The organism is Nitratidesulfovibrio sp. 1201_IL3209 (assembly GCF_036763125.1).
Classification (GTDB): Bacteria; Desulfobacterota; Desulfovibrionia; order Desulfovibrionales; family Desulfovibrionaceae; genus Cupidesulfovibrio.
Map to the genome: position 1 here is coordinate 37,132 of NZ_JBAIYT010000008.1, position 16,634 is coordinate 53,765.

At 64.7% G+C, this 16,634-nt stretch carries 14 protein-coding genes and 1 tRNA gene; 6 read left to right on the forward strand and 9 right to left on the reverse strand.

Annotation, left to right across the window (positions count from 1 at the left end):
• Positions 1-18 precede the first annotated feature (18 nt).
• Together V6B97_RS05990 and V6B97_RS05995 are read right to left on the reverse strand one after the other, a co-directional pair.
• On the reverse strand, positions 19-192 hold the full coding sequence (locus V6B97_RS05990) for a hypothetical protein (protein WP_007525437.1): 174 nt from the start codon (positions 190-192) through the stop codon (positions 19-21).
• Positions 193-279: 87 nt separating this feature from the next.
• On the reverse strand, positions 280-1,719 hold the full coding sequence (locus V6B97_RS05995; protein WP_333505585.1) for a putative sulfate exporter family transporter: 1,440 nt from the start codon (positions 1,717-1,719) through the stop codon (positions 280-282).
• A gap of 619 nt (positions 1,720-2,338) precedes the next feature.
• On the opposite strand from V6B97_RS05995, the gene ngr reads away from it, so the two are divergent.
• Entirely contained in the window at positions 2,339-2,947 is a 609-nt protein-coding gene (gene ngr, locus V6B97_RS06000) for a nigerythrin (protein ID WP_333505586.1), read from the forward strand.
• A 100-nt stretch (positions 2,948-3,047) separates the two neighbouring features.
• Here ngr and V6B97_RS06005 read toward each other — a convergent pair.
• Both V6B97_RS06005 and V6B97_RS06010 read right to left on the reverse strand, forming a co-directional pair.
• Positions 3,048-3,123: transfer RNA gene (locus tag V6B97_RS06005), tRNA-Ala, on the reverse strand.
• Positions 3,124-3,295: 172 nt separating this feature from the next.
• A complete protein-coding gene (locus V6B97_RS06010) occupies positions 3,296-3,469 on the reverse strand; it encodes a transcriptional regulator (RefSeq protein WP_333505587.1) in 174 nt (57 codons plus the stop codon).
• Positions 3,470-3,629: 160 nt separating this feature from the next.
• On the opposite strand from V6B97_RS06010, the gene V6B97_RS06015 reads away from it, so the two are divergent.
• From V6B97_RS06015 to V6B97_RS06030, 5 genes are all read left to right on the forward strand, one after another.
• A complete protein-coding gene (locus tag V6B97_RS06015) occupies positions 3,630-4,016 on the forward strand; it encodes an ArsR/SmtB family transcription factor (protein ID WP_333505588.1) in 387 nt (128 codons plus the stop codon).
• A 16-nt stretch (positions 4,017-4,032) separates the two neighbouring features.
• A complete protein-coding gene (gene arsM, locus V6B97_RS06020) occupies positions 4,033-4,875 on the forward strand; it encodes an arsenite methyltransferase (protein ID WP_333505589.1) in 843 nt (280 codons plus the stop codon).
• Between the two features lie 23 nt (positions 4,876-4,898).
• The gene (locus V6B97_RS17410) at positions 4,899-5,033 is read left to right on the forward strand and encodes a hypothetical protein (protein WP_442935466.1); all 135 of its coding nucleotides are present in this window, start codon (positions 4,899-4,901) and stop codon (positions 5,031-5,033) included.
• Between the two features lie 136 nt (positions 5,034-5,169).
• Complete coding sequence (gene asnS, locus V6B97_RS06025) at positions 5,170-6,591, forward strand: asparagine--tRNA ligase (protein ID WP_333505641.1); 1,422 nt, start codon at positions 5,170-5,172, stop codon at positions 6,589-6,591.
• A 245-nt stretch (positions 6,592-6,836) separates the two neighbouring features.
• Complete coding sequence (locus tag V6B97_RS06030; RefSeq protein ID WP_333505590.1) at positions 6,837-7,280, forward strand: universal stress protein; 444 nt, start codon at positions 6,837-6,839, stop codon at positions 7,278-7,280.
• Positions 7,281-7,378: 98 nt separating this feature from the next.
• On the opposite strand, the gene V6B97_RS06035 is transcribed toward V6B97_RS06030, so the two are convergent.
• The 5 genes from V6B97_RS06035 to V6B97_RS06055 all read right to left on the reverse strand — a co-directional run bounded on the left by V6B97_RS06035 (position 7,379) and on the right by V6B97_RS06055 (position 16,465).
• On the reverse strand, positions 7,379-8,080 hold the full coding sequence (locus tag V6B97_RS06035) for a tetratricopeptide repeat protein (protein ID WP_333505591.1): 702 nt from the start codon (positions 8,078-8,080) through the stop codon (positions 7,379-7,381).
• A gap of 460 nt (positions 8,081-8,540) precedes the next feature.
• The gene (gene gyrA / locus V6B97_RS06040; RefSeq protein WP_333505592.1) at positions 8,541-10,979 is read right to left on the reverse strand and encodes a DNA gyrase subunit A; all 2,439 of its coding nucleotides are present in this window, start codon (positions 10,977-10,979) and stop codon (positions 8,541-8,543) included.
• 188 nt (positions 10,980-11,167) lie between these two features.
• On the reverse strand, positions 11,168-13,564 hold the full coding sequence (gene gyrB, locus V6B97_RS06045; protein WP_333505593.1) for a DNA topoisomerase (ATP-hydrolyzing) subunit B: 2,397 nt from the start codon (positions 13,562-13,564) through the stop codon (positions 11,168-11,170).
• 260 nt (positions 13,565-13,824) lie between these two features.
• Positions 13,825-14,991, reverse strand: coding sequence for a DNA polymerase III subunit beta (gene dnaN / locus V6B97_RS06050; RefSeq protein WP_333505594.1), 1,167 nt, complete (start codon positions 14,989-14,991; stop codon positions 13,825-13,827).
• Between the two features lie 139 nt (positions 14,992-15,130).
• On the reverse strand, positions 15,131-16,465 hold the full coding sequence (locus V6B97_RS06055) for a DnaA ATPase domain-containing protein (RefSeq protein ID WP_333505595.1): 1,335 nt from the start codon (positions 16,463-16,465) through the stop codon (positions 15,131-15,133).
• Positions 16,466-16,634: the final 169 nt, after the last annotated feature.

Consider the following 16,634-nt stretch of genomic DNA (forward strand, 5'->3'; position numbering starts at 1 on the left):
CGGGAGGGGGGATGGCGGTTAGGCGGCGCCGTGGGCGGCGGGGAAGAAGACGGCGCTCACCCAGTAGAGCACCACCAGGGAAACCACCCCGATGGTCAGGCTCCAGGCGATGAGCTTCTTTTCCACGGGCAGAAGCGGCTCGTACTCCATCTTCTGGATTTCCTCGGCGATCTTGTTTTCTTCAAGCTGCATGGTCAAGCTCCTTGTGCGTATGCCGCGCCGGGCGCGGCCCAACGGTTCGGAATCGTTCGTTCAGGCTGCCGTCAGGGGCTGTCACCGTTAAGAGGCGACAGGCGGCATCACGCCATGGAAGAACAGCCACGAGATGAACAGGCCGATCCAGATGATGAACCCGAACAGGCACACCACGTACACGGCGGCCAGGCGGCCGATGCCTTCGGCCCACAGCTTCTTGAAGTTGGAGACGAGGCCGATGGTGAAGAAGGTCATCAGGAAGAACAGGCCGCGGAAGGTGTTGGTGCCCGCGATGGTGGCCTTGCCGAACTTCAGCAGTTCCGGCCCGCTGGCGCACAGGGCCAGCATGATCAGGAAGGTGATCACGTAGCCCAGCACGAAACGGGGGAAGCGGTCGAGCACTTCGCTGAACTTCATGCGTTCGCCCGGCTTGCGGTCGATGAACGCGCTCCAGACCATGGCCAGGATGAACGACCAGATGCCGATGAACACGTCGATGAAGATCTTGATGGTGGTGGCCGCCATGGTGATCCAGCCTTCCTGGTACTGGATGCCGGTGTCGGCCACCAGCTTGGCGCGGATCAGGGCGTCGGTGATGGCGCCGGAGGCGATGGCGCCGCCGTCGCTCTTGACGGCCAGGCCCATCCAGGCCCCGGCCACCATGGGTTCGGACGACAGGCCCCACTGCGCCACGAAGGGCAGGATGAGCATTTCGATGCAGGTGAACACCACCACCAGCGACGACACCATGATGGGCACCACGGGGCGGGCGCGGGTGGCGCCGCCGGTGGCGATGGCCGCCGACACGCCGCAGATGGAGATGCCCGAGGCCAGCGGGGCCGACCATTCACGGCTGAACTTGAAGTGCTTTCTGGCCACGTAATACACGAGAGCCCAGTAGATCAGGTAGGCTTCAACGATGGCGCACAGCCCTCGGAAAATGACCGAAGAGGCCAGGCCCAGGGCGTCCACGGCCTTCACGCCCAGTTCCGCGCCCAGGATGACGATGGCGATCTTGATGTACATTTCCGGGCGCAGGGCTTCCTTCAGCTCGGCCGCGAGGCCGGGGGTGAAGTTGCCGATGACGATGCCCAGCACCAGGGCGATGATGAAGCCCGCCTCGCCGGTCAGGCCCATGGCCCACGGAATGCCCAGCTTGGCCACCTGGTTGGGGGTGGCGGCGATGACGGCGTAGTGGCCCACGGCGTAGCAGCCCGCGCTGACGAAGAAGACCACGGTGAACGACTTGACGAACCTGGGCACGTCGCCGCCCAGGAACTTCACCCCCACGGACAGGAACACCGTGACGAAGAGGTAGGTCAGCAGCAGGCAGACGTAGCCCGGCATGCCCTTGAAGGTGCCCGTGGCGGAACTGAAAATCTGGTCCGGGCTCACCCAGACGTTGGTCTTCACGCTCCAGCCCAGGGCGTCCACCCCGGCGAAGTTGAGCGTGCCCAGCAGGAAGAGGAACAGCCCCATGATCAGGGCCAGCTTGTCCTCGGTCAGCCAGCGCTTTTGTGCCATGTGAATCTCCTTGCGCAGTGTGGATACGGTGTCGTTCCGGCGGCCCGGCACGGGGCAGGCCACCGGCGGGAATCCGGAGCCGGGGGAGCCCTCCCCCGCCATGGGCCGCGCGCCGTGCGCAGCCTAGGTGCCCGCCACATGAGCAAGATCGGGACCATGGCTATTTTGTTGGCAACTAACTGGATTTACAGGGCACGACCCGTTCCTCCGCCCGCAAGACCGCCAACTCTGGAAGGCACCACGCCTTGTGGAAAAGGCACGAAAACGACCGGGGCCGGGCATCGCCACCATGGCGGTGCCCGGCCCCGATTGTTTCGAGCCGAGGACTCTTCCCCGTCGCTTCGCCGCCTTGGCATGCTGCGCATGCCGGGCAGGGCTGTGCATGGTTTCAGCGGGTCATGCACAGCGTGACACACATGGTGAACACACGCGGCACTGCAATGCGCCCGCCGGACCTGCCCCGCGCAACGCGGGCCGGGCTCCGGAACTTGACGCACACAACGATTGGGAGCAGAAAATACGGTAACTGGTATTGGGCCGAGTCCGGGAACTTGCCGATTTCCGGTATCTTCCCGGACGCATACCGCACCCGGCCTCCAACAAGAAGGAGCATGCATCCATGAAAGTTCGCGCGCAGATACCAACCGTCAAGAATGCAACCAATTTCAACATGGTGGCAGACAGCAAGACCGCCGTGGGGAGCACGCTGGAGAACCTCAAGGCCGCCATTGCCGGTGAAACCGGCGCACACGCGAAATACACGGCCTTCGCCAAGGCGGCCAGGGAACAGGGCTATGCGCAGATCGCCCGCCTTTTCGAGGCCACGGCGGCAGCCGAACTGATTCACATCGGCCTGGAGTACGACCTGGTGGCCGACATGGAACCCGGCTACCAGAAGCCCACGGTGGCCGCCCCCGCCGCCAAGGCGTGCGACCTCAACCTCATTTCCGGGGCCAATGGCGAGATCTACGAGACGTCGGACATGTACCCGGCCTTCATCAAAAAGGCCCAGGAAGAGGGGAACGCAAAGGCCGTCCACGTGTTCACGCGGGCGAAGCTGGCCGAATCGGTCCACGCCGAACGCTATCTGGACGCCTACAACGACCTCGACGCCCCGGACGACGACAAGTTCTACCTTTGTCCCATCTGTGGGTACATCCACAAGGGAGAAGATTTCGAGAAGTGTCCGATCTGTTTCCGGCCCAAGGATACCTTCACGGCCTATTGAGCCGATGCGGGAACGGGGCCGGAACATGGCGGAAAACGGGGCGGCAGCCATCCCGAAATGGAAAAAGGGTTCCACATCTCTGTGGAACCCTTATCCTTTCTGGTGGAGCTGAGGAGAATTGAACTCCTGACCTCTTGAATGCCATTCAAGCGCTCTCCCAACTGAGCTACAGCCCCAGGCGTGTTGGGACGCACGGCTTGGCCGGGCGCGGAGCAGACATTGCCCCAGCACACCGGGTTTGTCAACAATCGGCGTGGAAAACCCCCGCCCTGCCCTTGCGGGACACGGCGGGGGTTTCGAGGCGGGCAGGTGCGGCTACCAACCGTTCATGGCGCACTGCCCGGAGCGTTACGCCACCGGCTCGTAGAAGCAGCGCTTGGGCGAGTGGATCTTGCCCGCCTTCTTCAGGGCGTCGATGGCCTTGGAAACGTCCTTGGAATCCACGGCGAGGGACTTGGCGATGTCGCCGGGGCGCACGGGCTTGCCCGCTTCCTTCATGGCTTTCAGAACCTTATCTTCCATGGGTGTGCTCCTTTGCAATTTAATCAGTAATATTTCCTGATAATAGAATGGCCGCCGCTCGTCAACCCTTCCGGACACCAGCACCACAATTTTCCGTCGGACGCAAACCTCAAGGGTTTTCCCTTCTGTGTTCCCACTTTTTCTTGACAATGTTCAACTAATGTTGAACATTCATCCAATGGAAACAAAGACAGCCACCACCGTTTTTGAAGTCCTGGCGTCCGAAGCCCGGCTTTCCATCTTCCGGCTGCTGGTCAAATACGCGCCGGGCGGTCTGGTCGCCGGGGAAATCGCCCGGATGCTGGACATCCCGAAAACCAACCTTTCCTTTCACCTGAAAACCATTGTCCACAGCGGGCTTGCCAGCATGGAGCGCGAAGGCCGCAACACGCGGTACAGGGCCAACATCCCCCTGATGCTGGAAACAATCGCCTACCTGACCACCGAATGCTGTTCCGGCGACCCTGACCAGTGCCGGACCTACCGGGCCGAGAGCGGGATTGCCCCGGAATTTCTGCCGACCTGTCGTGACAACAAGAAACCGTAACGCGGAGAACATGTTCATGAGCGCGCCCGACAACAACCAATCAAACGAACTCGTCAGGGAAACCGTCCGCACGGGATACGCGGCCATTGCCACGGGACAGCGTTCCTGCTGCTGTTCCAGCCAGCGCAGCGGACATGCCGACCCCACCAGGCTGGCGAAAGCCATCGGCTATGACGCGGAAAGCCTTGCCAACCTGCCGGATGGCGCGAACATGGGGCTTTCCTGTGGCAACCCCGTCGCCATTGCGGCCTTGCGGGAAGGCCAGACCGTGCTTGACCTCGGCAGCGGCGGCGGCTTTGACGTGTTCCAGGCGGGCGAGAAGGTGAAAGCCTCCGGGCGGGTTATCGGCGTGGACATGACCCCGGAAATGCTTGCCAAGGCCCGCAAGAACATCGAGCACTACCGGCAGCGCACCGGCCTGGATAACGTCGAGTTTCGCCTTGGCGAGATCGAATATCTGCCTGTGCCGGATTCCAGCGTCGACGTGGTGCTTTCCAACTGCGTCATCAACCTTTCCCCGGACAAGCCCCAGGTCTGGCGCGAAGTCTTCCGCGCCCTGAAACCGGGCGGCAAGATATCCGTTTCCGACCTGGCCCTCCTGAAGCCCCTGCCGGATGACGTTCGGGAAATGGCGGCGGCTCTGGTGGGTTGCGTGGCCGGGGCGGTGCTGGTGGACGAAACCAGGGCCATGCTGGAAAAGACCGGCTTCACGTCCATCGTCCTGACGCCCAAGCCCGACTATGTGCGGAACATGCAGGACTGGAACGACCCCTTGTACAAGCAGGTCGCCGAAACCTTGCCCAAAGGCGAGGAAATAGCGGACTACGTTGTCAGCCTGTCCATTGAGGCCCGTAAATAGCGGCGCGCAGGAACATCCTTTTCTTGTGCACGGGTAATTCCTGCCGTTCCATCATCTCGGAAGCGCTTTTCCTGCCCATCATCGCGTCCCGCCTCCTTTCGCCCCACGCCAGCGCTCCCCTCTCCTTCCCCCCACACCCCCCTGCCCCTCCCCGTTGACCGCCCCCCCATTGCACCGTACACCCTGTGCACGTGCGCCGCGCCCACCGCGCGCCTGCTCCGTGCCCGCCACACCACACGCCGGGCCGCCCACCGACCACCAAGGAGACGCCGCATGACCGCTTCCGCCAGTTCCATGGCCCGCACGCCCGTGGCCGATGCCCTTACCGCGCAGGCCCCCGTGGCCCACATCCGCATCTGCGGCTGGGTGCGCACCCGGCGCGACGCCAAGGGTTTCTCGTTCCTCGAAATCAACGACGGCTCATGCCTCGCCAACATCCAGTGCATCGTGGACGAAGCCCTGCCCGACTACGCCGTGATCAAGGACGTGAACACCGGCGCCGCCGTGGACGTGCGCGGCGAACTGGTGGAATCGCCCGGCAAGGGCCAGAAGTGGGAAGTGCGCGCCGCCGCCCTGACCCTGCTGGGCGGGGCCGACGCGGAAACCTACCCGCTGCAGAAGAAGCGCCATTCCGACGAATTCCTGCGCACCATCGCCCACCTGCGCGCGCGCACCAACAAGTTCGGCGCGGCGTTCCGCATCCGGTCGGAAGCGGCCTTCGCCATCCACGAGTTCTTCCGCGAGCGCGGCTTCTTCCACGTGCACACGCCCATCCTCACCGGCTCGGACTGCGAGGGCGCGGGCGAGATGTTCCGCGTCACCACCCTGCCCCTGCTCCCGGCATCGGGCGCATCCGGCACGTCCAGCACAGCGGGCACATCGGGGCCGCCCTCGGGCAACCTCTTCGAGGCCGACTTCTTCGGCAAGGAATGCAACCTCACCGTGTCCGGCCAGCTGGAGGCCGAGGCGTTGGCCATGGGCCTGGGCAAGGTGTACACCTTCGGCCCCACCTTCCGCGCCGAAAACTCCAACACCGCCCGGCACGCGGCAGAATTCTGGATGATCGAGCCGGAATTCGCCTTTGCGGACCTGAACGACAACATGGAACTGGCCGAGGCCATGACCCGCACCGTGGTCACCCGCGTGCTGGAACGCTGCGCCGCCGACATCGAACTGTTCGACCGCTTCGTGGACAACGGGCTCATCGAACGGCTGCGCACCATCGCGGGCCAGCCCTTCGCCCGGGTGTCCTACCGCGAGGCCATCGAACTGCTGCAAGCCTCCGGCAGGAAGTTCGACTACCCCGTGTCCTTCGGGCTGGACCTCCAGACCGAGCACGAGCGCTTCCTGGCCGAGGAGCACTTCGGCAAGCCGGTGATCGTCCACGGCTACCCGAAGTCCATCAAGGCGTTCTACATGCGCCTCAACGACGACAACGAGACCGTGGCCGCCATGGACGTGCTGGTGCCGCGCATCGGCGAACTGATCGGCGGCAGCCAGCGCGAGGAACGGCTGGACGTGCTGGAGGCGCGCATCCGCGAGATGAACCAGAACCCCGAGGACTACTGGTGGTACCTGGACCTGCGGCGCTTCGGCTCCGTGCCGCACGCGGGCTTCGGGCTGGGCTTCGAGCGGTTGCTGATGCTGCTGACCGGCATCGCCAACATCCGCGACGTGGTGCCGTTTCCGCGTACGCCCGGCAACCTCGAATTCTAAACTTCCTCAAAAAAATCTCACGCACGCGCGGCGCAGGGGCAACCCCGCGCCGCGTTTTCGTTTTCCACGCCGCCATACCCGCCCGCAAAGCAAGCAATAGCGCCATTTTTTCCGCCACCCCATTGCCCGGCCCCCGCCGACGGGGTATGGTTACGCCAAGTCCGTTCGCCCGGCCCTGCGTGCCGCCGCGTTGCCGCGCGCCGTCATGCCGCCGGGTTCCGAACAGGGGCGGACAGGGGGAAGACATGATCAAGCCTTCACGCATTCTGCTGGCCATCGACGGCACCCAGGGTTCCTACCGCGCGGCGCACCACGCCGCCCTCATCGCCAACCTCACCGGAGCGGAGGTCATCCTTCTGCACTGCGCCGACCCGCATCCCTCGCTGTCCCTGCCCTTTCCGGCGGGCGGGGCCGGAGCCATACCGGAGTACGCCGCGTACCCGGCATCGTCCGCCCATGAGCGGATGGGTCCCGCGCGCGACATCCTTCAGGACCATCAGGTCCGGTACATGGAACACACCGTGGAAGGACCGGCGGCCGAAACCATCCTGGGCGTGGCCCAGCGCGAGTGCTGCGACCTCATCGTCATGGGACGCCACGGTACCGGCAACGCCAACGAACCGGACGTGGGCCGCACCGCCGAGCATGTGGTGCGCGCCGCGCCGTGCACGGTGATGGTGGCGTCCTAGACCGATTCCCGGCCCCGAACGACGCGACCGCCGCTCACCCTTCACGGGGGAACGGCGGTCGCACCGCGTGGCGGCCTCTGCGGGCCGCTTCGCTCGTCCTAACGCCCCTTGCGCAACTGGCGGATACGCGTATCCACCACCATCTCGTTGGGGTACGCCTCGCGGATGGATTCGAACATGGCCAAGGCCTCGGCGGTCCTGCCCTGCTGCTCCAGCGCGTCGCCCAGCAGGAACCCGGCCAGCGCCTTCAACTCCTTGTCCGCGCCGGGCATGGACAGGATCTGCCGCGCCAGGTCCGCCCCGCGCGCAAAGTGTTCCATGGACATCTGCACGTCCGCCAGGTCGTACAGGCATTCCGCGCGCCGGGCCTCCGCCGCCTTCAATTGCAGGCATTGGTGCAGCACGTCCTCCGCAATGCCGAACTCGCGCCGCGAGGCATGGATGCGCGCCAGCCGCCGGTGCGTCCGGGCGTTCTCGTCGCCCGGCAAATCCGGCACCTCCATCAGCTTGCGCCACACGTCCGCCGCCCGGTCCCAGCGCCGGGCCGTCTCCAGCAGCCCGCCCAGCCGCACCAGGACCTCGCGCGCCTTGTCGCCGTCCATGCCGAACTCAAGGTACATGGCCTCCAGAAGTTCCATGGCCGCCTTGTCGTCACCGCGCACGTCCAGGGTGATCTGCACCAGGCGTTGCCACGCCTCCCACCGCTCCTCCCCCTCCGGGTTCAAACGCAGGTACCGCTCCAGCAGCTTTTCCGCCTCGCCGTAGCGCCGCTCCCCCGCCGCCTTGCGCGCGTCCGCCATGTCGTCCGGCGGTGCCGCCTTCTCGCAACCGGCAAGGACGAAAAAAAGGACCATGATAAAAGACAAAAGCACGGGGAGGGAGAACCTTCGCGCTGCGGTCGCCATCCGTAACACTCGCGCTGCGCGCTCGTGTAACGGCTGCCGCTTGAAAAAGGTTCTCCCTCCCCGTACCCGCGCTCTGCGGTCGCCATCCGTAACACTCGCGCTACGCGCTCGTGTAACGGCTGCCGCTCCCTCTCCCAAACTTTTCAATTGGGTGGGTGCATAAAACAAGAATGGTCCGGTACCGCCGTTGAACATACGTATTCCGGTTCCCTTCGGGATGAGAACGAACTTACTGGTATACCTATTAAAAAGTTTTGAAGGGAGTGGAGGGGGTACGGGGGAGGCGAGGGAAACTTTTCCAAAAGTTTCCCTCGCCTCCCCCGATTCATTCTCTCTTCTCTTCTTCCCTTCCCGGCTACTCTTCTCCGTCCACCACTTCGCGTTCGTCGATGCGGTCGAAGCCGACCACGAGGGCGCCTTCGTCCAGGCGCACCAGGCGCACGCCCTGGGTGGCGCGGCCCACGCTGCGCACGTCGGTGAGGCCCATGCGCAGGATCTTGTTGGTGGAGGTGAGCAGGACCAGGGCGTCATCGTCGCGCACGGGCATGGCGCCGATGACCTCGCCGGTCTTGGGGGTGACCTTGAAGTTCTTGACCCCCACGCCGCCGCGCGACTGCACGCGGTACAGGTCGGCCTTGGTGCGCTTGCCGAAGCCGTTGGCGGATACGGACATGATCATGGAGGTGGTGTCTTCCTCCGCCAGGATGACGCAGGCCACCACGCGGTCCTTGCCGCGCAGGGCGATGCCCTTGACCCCGGTGGCGCTGCGGCCCATGGGCCGCACGTCCTCGCACTGGAAGCGGATGGCCATGCCGTCGCCCGTGGTGAGCACGATGTGGCAGTGCTCGTCCACCTCGCGCACCATGATCAGCTCGTCGTCGGGGCGCAGGCCCACGGCGATGAGCCCGGTCTTGCGGCACTTGGCGTACAGCGATGCGCTGGAGCGCTTGACCATGCCGCGCCGGGTCACGAACAGGAAGTACCGGTCCTCGGCGAACTCGCGCACGGTGAGCACGTTGGTGACCAGTTCGTCCTTGTCCAGCTGGACCAGGTTGGCGATGTGCACGCCCTTGGCCGTGCGGCTGCCCTCGGGCACGCGGTGCACCTTGATCTGGTGCATGCGGCCATGGTTGGTGAACAGCAGCAGGTACTGGTGGTTGGTGGTGGTCAGGAAGTCCTGCACGAAGTCGTCTTCCGAGGTGTGCACCCCGGCGATGCCCTTTCCGCCCCGGCGCTGCTGCTGGTAGTTGTCCAGCGTGGTGCGCTTGATGTAGCCGCGGCGCGACAGGGTGATGACCACGTCCTCGTCGGGGATGAGGTCCTCGATGTCGATGCCGTCCAGTTCTTCTTCCAGCACTTCGGTGCGGCGCTTGGTGGCGAAGGTGCCGCGCAGTTCGCTGATTTCCTCGCGGATGACCGAGCGCAGCACTTCGGGGTTTTCCAGCACGGACTTGAAGAACTCGATCTTCTTGAGCAGTTCGTTGTATTCCTCGACCAGTTTTTCGTGTTCGAGGTTGGTCAGGCGCTGCAAGCGCATGTCCAGGATGGCCTGGGCCTGCGCCTCGGACAGGTCGAAGCGGCCCATCAAGGCATCCTTGGCGTCCTGCGGCGTCTTGGACGCGCGGATCAGGGCGACGACCTCGTCGATGTTGTCGAGGGCGATGCGCAGGCCTTCCAGGATGTGGGCGCGCGCCTCGGCCTTGCGCAGGTCGTACCGGGTGCGGCGGATGATCACCTCGCGCCGGTGTTCGAGGAAGATTTCCAGCGCCTGCTTCAGGTTCAGCAGCTGCGGGCGGTTGCCCACCACGGCCAGCATGTTGATGCCGAACGAGCTTTCCAGCGGCGTGTACTTGTACAGCGCGTTGACCACGATGTCCGGGATGGTGCCGCGCTTGAGGTCGACGACCACGCGGATGCCCTTGCGGTCCGATTCGTCGCGCAGGTCGGCCACGCCGTCGATCTTGCGCTCGTTGACCAGCGCCGCGATCTTCTCCACTAGGCCCGACTTGTTCAGCGCGAAGGGAATTTCCCGAATGACGATGGCTTGCAGGCCCTTCTTGCGCTCTTCTATCTCCACCCGGCCGCGCACCTTCACGGTGCCGCGGCCGGTGGTGTACGCGTCGTACAGGCCCTGCCCGGCGTACACGAAGCCCGCCGTGGGGAAGTCCGGACCCTTCACGTGGTCCATCAGGTCTTCCACGGTGCAACCCGGCTCGTCCACGATGTGCAGCAGGGCCCCGCACAGTTCGCCCAGGTTGTGCGGCGGGATGTTGGTGGCCATGCCCACCGCGATGCCCGACGAACCGTTCAGCAAGAGGTTCGGCACCTTGGTGGGCAGCACCGAAGGTTCGAGCAGGGTGTTGTCGTAGTTGGGCCGGAAGTCCACCGTCTCCTTGTCGATGTCGGCAAGGAATTCGCCCGCCAAGCGGGACATGCGCACTTCGGTGTAGCGCATGGCCGCCGCGGCGTCGCCGTCGATGGAGCCGAAGTTGCCCTGCCCGTCCACCAGCGGGTCGCGCATGGAGAAATCCTGCGCCATGCGGACCAGGGCGTCGTACACGGCGGAGTCGCCGTGCGGGTGGTACTTGCCGATGACGTCACCGACCACGCGCGCCGACTTCTTGGGCGGACGGGTGTAGCCGTTGCCCAGCTCGTGCTGGGCGAACATGATGCGCCGGTGCACCGGCTTCAGGCCGTCGCGCGCATCCGGGATGGCGCGGCCGATGATCACGCTCAGGGAGTACTCGAGGTACGACTTCCTGAGTTCCTTTTCTATGCTGACCTGTTGCGACACTGGTTTGCCTCGCTTCTCGATGGGCGGTGTTCCTTGCGGAGGCCGCCCTTGGAGAACAGATATTTTTTACGCCTCCGGCGGGGGGGGGGGGGGGGGGGGGGGGGGGGGGGGGGGGGGGGGGGGGGGGGGGGGGGGGGGTGTGGTGGGGGTGGGGGGCCGCGCCCCGCATTCCCCATAGGCAACTTCCCCTAGATATCCAGTTCCTGCACGGACAGGGCGTTGCGCTCGATGAACTCGCGGCGGGGCTCCACGCGGTCGCCCATGAGTTGTTCGAAGGCTTCGCTGGCTTCTTCGGCGTCGTCCACGTTGACGCGCAGCAGGGTGCGGTTTTCCGGGTTCATGGTGGTAACCCACAGCTGTTCCGGGTTCATTTCCCCCAGGCCCTTGTAGCGCTGGATGTTGATGCCCTTGCGGGCCTCGTCCAGCACGATGCGGAACAGGTCGAAGATGTCCTCGGCTTCGGTGGTTTCGCCCTTGCGGTCCACGGAGCAGCGCAGGCTGCCGCAGCGGGTGCGGATATCGGCCAGGGCATCCCAGGCCTGGCGGTACATCTTGGAGTGGAAGAACTCGGCGCCCACGCGGGTGCGGTGGCCGTTGGCGTCCTCGAACACCACGAAGGTGCGGCTGCCCTCGTCGGCTTCCTCATGCTCGGCGGACACGGAGTAGCCCCGGCCGGCCAGCCACTGGCGCAGGCCGTTGGGGTCTTCTTCGGTGAACCACTGGGGTTCGATGCGGGTCTGATACTCTATGAAGGCCAGGAACAGTTCGCGGGCGATGCCGATGTTCTCCACGTCGGACACCTTGCCGGAGACCAGTTCGATGGCCTTCATGAGCGAGACGATGTCCGGCCCGGTGAAGGCGCAGCCCGATTCGGTGCGGATGGTGATGTCGTTGCTGATGCGTTCCAGCAGGAAGGCGTTGAGTTCGGGGTCGTCCTTGATGAACTTTTCGAAGCGGCTGCTGTGCACCCGGTACAGGGGCGGCTGGGCGATGAACAGGTGGCCCCGGTCGATAAGCTCCTGGTACTGCCGGAAGAAGAAGGTCAGCAGCAGGGTGCGGATGTGCGCGCCGTCCACGTCGGCGTCGGTCATGATGACCACCTTGTGGTAGCGCAGCTTGTCGTAGTCGGTGTCGTCCTCGCCGATGCCCGCGCCCATGGCCGTAATGAGGGCCTTCACTTCCTTGTTGGCCAGCATCTTGTCGAAGCGGGTGCGCTCGGTGTTCAAGATCTTGCCGCGCAGCGGCAGGATGGCCTGGGTGGAGGGGTCGCGGCCCTGCTTGGCCGAACCGCCTGCGGAGTCGCCTTCCACGATGAACAGTTCCGACTCGGCGGGGTCCTTGGACTGGCAGTCGGCCAGCTTGCCGGGCAGCGAGTTGTCGGACAGCGCGCCCTTGCGGCGCACCAGTTCCTTGGCCCGGCGGGCGGCGTCACGGGCGCGGGCGGCGTCCACGGCCTTGTCGATGATCAGGCGGGCGTCCTTGGGGTTCTCGCCGAAGTGCACGTTGAGCTTGTCGTACACGATGCCCGCCACCAGGCCCGCGATTTCGCTGTTGCCGAGCTTGGTCTTGGTCTGGCCCTCGAACTGGGGCTGCGGCAGCTTCACCGAGACCACGGACGTCAGCCCTTCGCGCACGTCGTCGCCGGACAGGGCGGTGCCCTTGAGCTTCTTGGTCAGGTCCGGCTGGCTCTTGATGTAGCCGTTGATGGCGCGGGTGAGCGCGGTCTTGAACCCGGCCAGGTGCGTGCCGCCTTCCTTGGTGCGGATGTTGTTGGCGAAGGTGAGCACGTTTTCCTTGTACCCCGCGTTGTATTGCAGGGCGAAGTCCACGGTCACGCCGTCGGTCATGCCTTCCCCGTCGATGATGGGGTGGATGCCGCTCTCGCCGGAGTTCAGGTCCTTCACGAACTGGCGGATGCCGCCGTCGGCGCGGAACACGTGGGTTTCCGCGCTGCGCTCGTCGGTGAACTCGATTTCCAGCCCCTTGTTCAGGTAGGCCAGCTCTTCGAAGCGCTTGCGCAGCGTCTCGTAGGAGAACTGCAACGTCTCGAAGATCTCCTCGTCGGGCTTGAAGTGCACCGTGGTCCCGTGGTTGGCCGATTCGCCAAGGAACTCCAGCGCTCCCTGCGCGGCCCCGCGCGCGAAACGCATGCGGTGGCGCTTGCCGTCGCGGCGCACGGTCACTTCCAGCCATTCCGACAGCGCGTTCACGCAGCTCACGCCCACGCCGTGCAGGCCGCCCGACACCTTGTAGGCGTTGTTGTCGAACTTGCCGCCCGCGTGCAGCTTGGTCATGACGACCTCCACCGCGGGCTTGCCCTCCTTGGGGTGCAGGTCGACCGGAATGCCGCGCCCGTTGTCGCTGACGGTCACGCTGTTGTCGAGGTGCAGCTTGACCACGATGCGCGAGCAATACCCGGCCATGGCCTCGTCGATGGAGTTGTCCACCACCTCGTACACAAGGTGATGCAGGCCCCGCGCATCGGTGGACCCGATGTACATGGCGGGGCGCTTGCGGACAGCGGCAAGACCCTCGAGGATCGTGATGCTGTCCGCGGTATAGGTCTGTCCCGTGGGAGTGGTCATCTTTGGGATCGTCTCCAACTTGTGGATGTTCTAACCGTGCGGCGCGCCATTTTTTTCAGCCTCCGGCGGGCAGGGGCGACCGCCCCTGCACCCCACTCTCTAATGAACTTGTCTCACAAATGAGACACTAGGGGCGCACGAATATTCCTCGCATCCGGCACGGCGCGTCATAAACTCCATTTGCAGGGTGCAGGGGCGGCAACCCCTGCCCGCCGGAGGCACACAAAAAACCGTACCTCCACCAGGCACCGAAGAAAAAGCTAAACCTCTTCCTCGCTGTAATACGTCTCTTCCACGATCTTCATGGGCATGATGATCACGGTGTACTCGCTGTCGTCGGGTCCGGTGATGCCGCAGGGACCTTCGCTGCCGGTCAGGGTCAGGGCCAGGCGTTCGGAGCGGTAGTGGCCCATGATCTCGATGAGGTTGCGGGTGGGGAAGGCGATCTTCTTGATGTCGCCGCTGTAGGCGCCTTCCAGGGTTTCGGTGGCCGAGCCCACGTCCTGCCCCTGGGCGGAGAGCATCACTTCGCCCGCGCCACCGTTGCCGTTCAGGTCGAAGTAGGTGCAGCGGTTGGAGTCGGTGTTGAAGATCAGCAGGCGGTCCAGGGCGTCCATGGCGTCCTTGCGGGGCAGTTCCAGCCTGGACACGGAATCGGCCGAGAGCTTGGCCAGGAAGTTCATGTAGTCGGGGTACTGGTAGTACGACAGCGGCAGGCTGAAGGTTTCCTTGCCGTCGCCGGTGCGGAAGTGCAGGCGCTTTTCGGAGATGTTCAGTTCCACCTCGTCGGTGCCCAGCCACTTCTTGAGTTCGCCCAGGTACTTCTTCTGGATCAGGATGCCTTCGGGCGGCAGCAGGGCCATGAGTTCGTCATGGGTGAAGCGCAGCATGGCGAACTGGTGGCCGTTCAGGCCGCAGGCCTCGATGGCGTTCTGCGCGCCGGGCTTCAGGGACAGGCAGGCGATGGCCTCCACCGCGTCCTCGTCGCTGATGCAGAAGGCGATGCGCTCGATGAGCTCCTGCAGGTAGTCGCCGGACCACATCACCGAGCCGTCGGCCGGGAATTCCGAGAAGTTCTGGAACCACACCGGGTCGTTGACCGGCAGCTTGTACTTGCGGCGGCCCTGCTCGATGAGCAGGTTGCCGCTCTCGCCGTCCAGCTTGAGGGTGATCTGACCGCCGGGCAGCTTGCGGAGCAGGTCCACGAAGGCGCGGCCCTGCACGCCCGCCAGACCGGGCTGCTCGATGTCGGCGGCGTAGGCCCCCCGGAACTCGATGTTCGAGTCGGTGGCCAGCACGCTGAGCGAACCGTTCTCGGCCTTCAGCCAGATGGAGCGCAGGTAGGCCGCGCCCGTCTTGGCGGGGATGATGCTGGCGGCCTTCTGCAAGCCTTCGATGACATCTTCCTTCTGGATTCTCAGAAACATATCTGGATCTCCTGTTGTAGTAGCAGGGCCTGTGTCCAAGTGCGCAACCTGTTCAACATACGGAAATGAATTGAAATTTCCGGGAACATCACAATGCACCGCGCGGGAACCGAAGGAACAGCCGAAAGGGGGCGAGGGCTCATTCGGCCCGAGTTAGGCACTTTCGTTTGAGGTCGGTCACCAGAAGTTGCATATCTTTGTCACTTTGCTGCAATTGTTTGATTTTTCGCACGGCGTACATGGCGGTGGAATGGTCCTTGCCGCCGAACACCCGGCCCAGCGCCGGAAAGGAACTGCCCAGCAGTTCGCGGCACAGGAACATGGCCACCTGGCGCGCCTGCACGATGTTCTTCTGGCGCTTGTCGCCCACGATGTCGCGGGCGGGGATGCCGAACTGCTCCGCCGTGGCGGCGATGACCGCCTGGGGCGTGAGGCTGGTGCCCTTGCCGCCGTCGGTGTGCCGCAGGATCTGCTCCAGTTCGCGGTCCTGGATGTCGCGGTTGATCAGCTGGCGGTAGGCGCCGACCTTGATCAGGATGCCCTGGAGGTGACGGAACTCGCGGAACCGCTGGGCCAGGGTCAGGGAGTGTTCCTTGGAAAGCTGGATGTTGCGCGAGCGGCTCTGCTGCTGGATGAACTTCAGCCGCACGTCCAGGTCCGGTTCGCGCAGTTCCACGATCAGCCCCCATTCCAGCCGGGAGCGCAGCTTGGGAGCCAGAAAGTCCAGGTCGGTCAGCTTGCCGGAACAGGCGAAGACCATCTGCTTGCCCTTGTCGTGAAAGTGGTCGAAGGCGAAGGTCAGCTCGTCCTGCAGAAAGGGCAGGTCGCGCAGCCGTTGCAGGTCGTCCACCACCAGCACTTCGTGGGCGCACAGGCGGCTGCGGGCCTGCTGGCGCTCCTGCGCCGCGGCCGGGCCGGACGCGGAAAGGCCGGGAAAGCGGGTGCCCAGTTCGTCCACTGCGCCGCAGAAGATGGCGTTTTCGTCGCGCGACCGGCTCAGTTCGTTGGCGATGGCGCGAAGAAGGTGCGTCTTGCCGTTGCCGCTGCCGCCGCAGACCACGAAGGGGTTGTACACCCGGTCGCTGGAATCGCGGCCGTCGCGGGCCACTTCCTTGGCCGAGGCCACGGGAAACTGGTTCTTGCGGTTGTTCAGGAAGCTGTCGAAGGTGAACCGGGGGCCGAAGGGATAGTCCAGCTGGCGCGCCGCCCGGACGGCCGGGGCCGCCTGGGCCGAACCGCCGTTGCCCGAGGTGTAGTGCAGCACGTAGCCGTCGCCCAGGAATTCGCGCAGCCGCGATTCGAAGGTCACCTGCGCCGTGGCCGAAAACCACTGGGCGAAGAACGGGTGCGGAAACTGGACGGCCAGCCGCTTGTCGTCCTTGCTCAGGGTGATGGCCAGCGGGTCGTACCACTGGCGCAGATCCTGCTCCTGGCAGGTCTGCTGGAGGTGTTGGCGCAGGGCTTTCTTCAGCACGGGCGGTGGATCGGTCCTGTGTGGAACCCGGCGGACCGGGCTTGCGGGTACGGGAATGCGGGCCGCCGGCGGCGCGTGCCGTCCCCCTCGCATGCCCGTGTGCGCGGGAGCGATGGATGACGGCGGATTGCCGTGGCCCAAGTGCGCATCATTATCATATTCATCGAAC